4 protein-coding genes and 2 pseudogenes are annotated in these 4585 nt (G+C 43.6%); 4 read left to right on the forward strand and 2 right to left on the reverse strand.

Going from position 1 to position 4585, the window contains the following annotated elements:
- Nucleotides 1-247: transposase (locus BLP64_RS10585; RefSeq protein WP_143001101.1), on the reverse strand; the 247-nt coding region annotated here is incomplete at its 3' end.
- Nucleotides 248-304: 57 nt separating this feature from the next.
- On the opposite strand from BLP64_RS10585, the pseudogene BLP64_RS10590 reads away from it, so the two are divergent.
- Nucleotides 305-1780 (forward strand): annotated as a pseudogene (locus BLP64_RS10590) (DUF6119 family protein); the annotation flags it as partial.
- On the opposite strand, the pseudogene BLP64_RS10600 reads toward BLP64_RS10590, so the two are convergent.
- Nucleotides 1756-2410, reverse strand: a pseudogene (locus tag BLP64_RS10600) (phage integrase N-terminal SAM-like domain-containing protein); the annotation flags it as partial. The pseudogenes BLP64_RS10590 and BLP64_RS10600 sit on opposite strands and share 25 nt — an antisense overlap.
- A gap of 387 nt (nucleotides 2411-2797) precedes the next feature.
- Between BLP64_RS10600 and BLP64_RS10605 the strand changes: the two are divergent.
- The 3 genes from BLP64_RS10605 to BLP64_RS10615 are packed head-to-tail and all read left to right on the forward strand — an operon-like array spanning nucleotide 2798 to nucleotide 4263.
- Nucleotides 2798-3094: a type II toxin-antitoxin system RelE/ParE family toxin gene (locus tag BLP64_RS10605; protein ID WP_092594009.1), complete on the forward strand. Its 297-nt coding sequence runs from the start codon at nucleotides 2798-2800 to the stop codon at nucleotides 3092-3094.
- 3 nt (nucleotides 3095-3097) lie between these two features.
- Nucleotides 3098-3439 (forward strand): addiction module antidote protein, encoded by a 342-nt coding sequence (locus BLP64_RS10610; RefSeq protein ID WP_092594010.1) that lies wholly within the window; start codon nucleotides 3098-3100, stop codon nucleotides 3437-3439.
- 17 nt (nucleotides 3440-3456) lie between these two features.
- Complete coding sequence (locus BLP64_RS10615; protein WP_092594011.1) at nucleotides 3457-4263, forward strand: AadA family aminoglycoside 3''-O-nucleotidyltransferase; 807 nt, start codon at nucleotides 3457-3459, stop codon at nucleotides 4261-4263.
- The last annotated feature ends 322 nt before the right edge of the window (nucleotides 4264-4585 follow it).

Raw genomic sequence — 4585 nt, forward strand, 5'->3', positions numbered from 1 at the left:
CTTCCTTGCGGATCTCAGCTTTAAGTCGCTCTTCGGCATACATTTTCTTGAGGCGTTTATTTTCGTCCTCAAGCTCTTTGAGACGCTTCATCATCGATGCGTCCATGCCGCCAAACTTGGCGCGCCATTTATAAAATTGAGCTGAGCTCATGCCGTGTTCACGGCAAAGCTCTGGAACCGGTATACCGTTCTCGTTTTGTTTCAGAATCGCTAAGATCTGACTATCTGTGTATCGTGATTTGCGCATAGAAAACTCCTTCGTTTTAGTTTAACGGAATTTTCTACTTATAACTGCTCCGATTTTTCGGGGGGATTACAAAGTGGCTTAATTTTAATCGAGAAAAATAACAGGATCTTTGCAGCTACTTTTGGCAGTCGGGGTAGTGCTTGGCTCAATAAAAAAGCTTTTGAGTCTGATTTTGGAATAATAGTGGCGATGAACCTTTGCGGCAATAGCGATGTCCGCCAAGCTAAAAGCGCCATACAAGCTTATACCACTCAAGTTATTGACCGCCAACAAAGTAGACCTTCAGATACATTTGAGTTCGGTATGTCGGAGGTTGAGCTTCTTAGGTTCATCTCGGCTCATTTGAAGGAAGATAGAAATATAACCCTCCAAGGCAAAGATTGTTTAACGGTGAAGATTATTGGTGAAGATAAGATTAGCTGGGAAAAGCTTTTTAAATTGATCGATAGCTTCGATGAATCTTATCAGTCTGATGACTATAAAGGGTTATTTCCAAACTATCCAAACCTATCTCCGGTTGATGATAAGACGGTAGATAAGCTCAACCAGGCCCTGATTAACAAACTGAAAAAGAAGAATTTAACTAAGATACACTTAGCGATTCCAGAGTTCATATCTGATGATCGTTACAGTTATGCATATAGAAATATGCAAAAAAGAGAGAATCGAATTTTTTCACACGTAACAATTGAAGATCTATACTCTGAAGTTTTTAAGTCGATCGATGACATAACCTTAAAAGCACTGAGTAACAAATGCATATTCGCGTATTCACATGATGAAGACAAGATCTTGGATTATTTGAAGTGGGAGATTTTTAATTGTTTGGTTGCTGAATTAAAATTGGGAGATGACTACTTTATTCTGTCGCTAGGGGAATGGCGTAAAGTTGATGACGACTTTTATCAGGCGATAGAAAGCTTTATAGAGAATGAACTTCGAGAGTCAAATATCGAAGAAAGATTTAATAATATTAACATAGCCTGCACCAATGCAAAGCAAAACCGAGAGAGCAAATTTAACGATGCTTATTGCGAACTTAATCCTAATACGATCAAGTTTGATACTGCTAAATTAAGAATTGGAAAGGCAAAAAAAGACAAAGAGTTTTGCGACATTTTGGAAGTTCATGACGACGGCGTCGATATTATACAGGTTAAAAAATATGCGGGTTGCAGTTCGATTAACTATCTATTTTCACAAACCCGATTTTATTGTGAGTTCTTTTTAACTGATGAAGTATTCTTATCCGAGATACGCACATTCATTGACCAGCAGGATAGAGATTGTAAAAATCTAGCTCTAGAATATATAAAGCCAAGCATCGAAGAAGTCTTTGGGTCAGACTATAGCGTTAAAATGTGGTTACTCTATGACCAATCAAAAAAAAAGCCGGATAAATGTGATTTACCTTTGATGGCAAAATATGAACTGAAACTCACCTATGAAAAACTGCGTAAGTACTTAAAGTTTAAACAAGTTACCTTATCGATGGTGCCCGTCAAAATGATTAAGTTCACAACTGCAAAGTAAGATTGAATCGCTTGTAATAGATGCGTAGCAAACGAGTGACGAAATGTATGACAAGTGACACGCTTGCTAACGATGCCTGCTTTTTGTACGGCTGCCTTCAATTGCTGGGATTAGGCGCGTGGGCAGTAGGCTGTTTCTGCTTTTCCCACCCTTACCGTCATGCACAGTGATGCAGCCATTATCAAAATCAAAATCTTTAACCCGCAAACGCAAGCATTCATTAATGCGCAAACCTGCACCATACAGCAGCGCAAAAATAACTTGGTTGCGAGTATCCATAACCTGCAAAATGCGTTGCACTTCATTTGCAGAGATAACAGAGGGTAGCCGTCTAGGCTTGCTTGCAGGGATATAATCAATATCGCCCAACGGCTGTTGTAAAAACCTGTTGTACAAAAAAGCTAGGGCATTTAAAGCGATTTTCTGCGTGTTTATGGCTACATGTCTGCTGTTTGCTAAGCTGGATAAAAACAGCCTGACCTCTTCACTGCCCATGGTCTGAGGATGACGTTTTTTGTGAAACAGAATAAAACGCTTAATCCAGTGCAGGTAAGTTTTTTCAGTTTTCAGCGCATAACCTTTTTGCCGCATATCCGTGCGTATAGAATTTAAAAATGGACTGTTAGACATAAAACGCTCCTTGTCTTGCAACTGTCTGCCTATACAGCCTATTCTAGCTGGGATTTAAAAAAGTGCCTGTTTTTTACGCCTAGAGATGCTTGTTTACCGGTAGAGTTTTAATTTAATGCTAAATAAATTAAAGTGTTATGAGTTCTTTGGGTGAGATAATGTGCATCGTGCAAGCAGGATAGACGGCATGCACGATTTGTAATAACAGAGTGTCTTATATTTTTAAAGAAAGTCTATTTAATACAAGTGATTATATTAATTAACGGTAAGCATCAGCGGGTGACAAAACGAGCATGCTTACTAATAAAATGTTAGAAGGTTCAGTTATACACTATTCGCCTGTTAACCACAGTTGACAGGGTAATATTCGTTAACTATAGTTCACATATGATTGAAATCCGAACAACAACAGCGTTCTCCAGATGGTTTAAGTCTCTCAAGGATCGCAGAGCGAAAGCGAGGATTCAGGCGCGTATCGATCGCGTGGAGATGGGACACTTTGGGGACGCAGCACCAGTAGGTGATGGTATAAGCGAGCTCCGTATCTTCTACGGGCCAGGATACCGAGTCTACTTTGTTCAAAAGGGGCCTGTTGTTGTGATTTTACTTTCAGGTGGTGATAAAAGCTCTCAACAAGCAGATATCGCTAAAGCCAAAGAAATTGCGAAGCAATTAGAGGTATAGGCTATGAACGTTAAAACTAAACGTTGGGACTCAGCAGAACATCTTAAAACCCAAGAAGATGTCCAGCTTTATCTTGAGGCATGCATTGAAGAGGCCGGTGACGATCCGGCATTTATTGTTCATGCTTTAAGTGTTGTCGCTCGCGCGCAAAATATGAGTCAGCTTGCGAGGGATGCAGGACTGACACGGGAAGGGCTGTATAAGGCATTATCACCAGAAGGTAACCCTACCTTTGCTACTGTAGCTAAAGTTGCTAAAGCGCTTGGTCTGCAGTTAACCATTCAGGCGCCTGCTAGTTCACCTTCTAACAATCAATTGCATGCGTCCTGTATAACCGGCGCATGAATTGGGCGTTAGACACCATGACCGACTCAGTGCCATCCGAAATTTCTGCGCAACTGTCACAGACACTCGACGTCATTCGGTCTCATCTGGCATCGACGATACTGGCCGTACATTTGTATGGATCGGCGTCGAGTGGCGGCCTGAAGCCATACAGCGACATTGATCTACTGGTTACGGTGAATGCACGACCTGATGAAGCTGTGCGGCAGGCTTTGATGCTCAACCTGCTGGAAGTCTCAGCTCCACCCGGCCAGAGCAAAGCTATCCGCGCCCTGGAGGTTACCGTTGTCGTACGCAATGATATCGTGCCCTGGAGTTATCCGGGCAGGCGGGAATTGCAATTTGGGGAATGGCTGCGCAAAGATCTTCTAGCGGGCATCTTTGAGCCCGCCGGTATTGATCCTGATCTGGCGATCCTGCTAACGAAAGCAAGGCAACACAGCATCGCCTTGGTAGGTCCATCGGCGGAGCAGTTTTTTGATCCTGTTCCTGAAGGCGATCTCCTGAAGGTGCTGGCCGACACTCTGAAGTTGTGGAACTCCCCGTCGGACTGGGCAGAGGATGAGCGAAATGTAGTGCTTACATTGGCTCGTATTTGGTACAGCGCAGCAACCGGCAAGATCGTACCGAAGCACGTCGCTGCCGATTGGGCAATGGCGCGTTTGCCGGCCACTCTTCAGTCAGTAATGCTGGAGGCCAGGCAGGCTTATCTTGGGTATAGTGAGGATCGTCTGGCCTCGCGCGGGGATCAGTTGACAGCGTTCGTTCAATACGTGAAGTGCGAAGCCACTCAATTGCTCAATGTCAGAACCAACAGTGTCTAACACCTATGAGCCTTCGTCCTGTCAATAGGCACTAGTTTTTATTGGCCGCCGCGTGAGCGGCCAATACCAAATCTCTGAGCCAGTGAGCCTGCTTCGTCTGTCATCGTTGGCTGTTGATGGCTTACAGCAAACACCTATTGAGGCTCTCTTAGTGTGGCGGTTATCCACTGCCAAACCGGATTGCTCCGTGCAGGTTGGTTTGGGGCACTAGACATTCATCGGTTAACCGGTATCTGTCCTAGTCAAAAAGCGGGTTACGATTTCGTCCCAGTTAGTTTCAGGTTCAGCACCGGTGTAAGCGCACTCGCTCAGAGTATTGATG

Source organism: Pseudidiomarina indica (assembly GCF_900104245.1).
Taxonomy (GTDB): domain Bacteria; phylum Pseudomonadota; class Gammaproteobacteria; order Enterobacterales; family Alteromonadaceae; genus Pseudidiomarina; species Pseudidiomarina indica.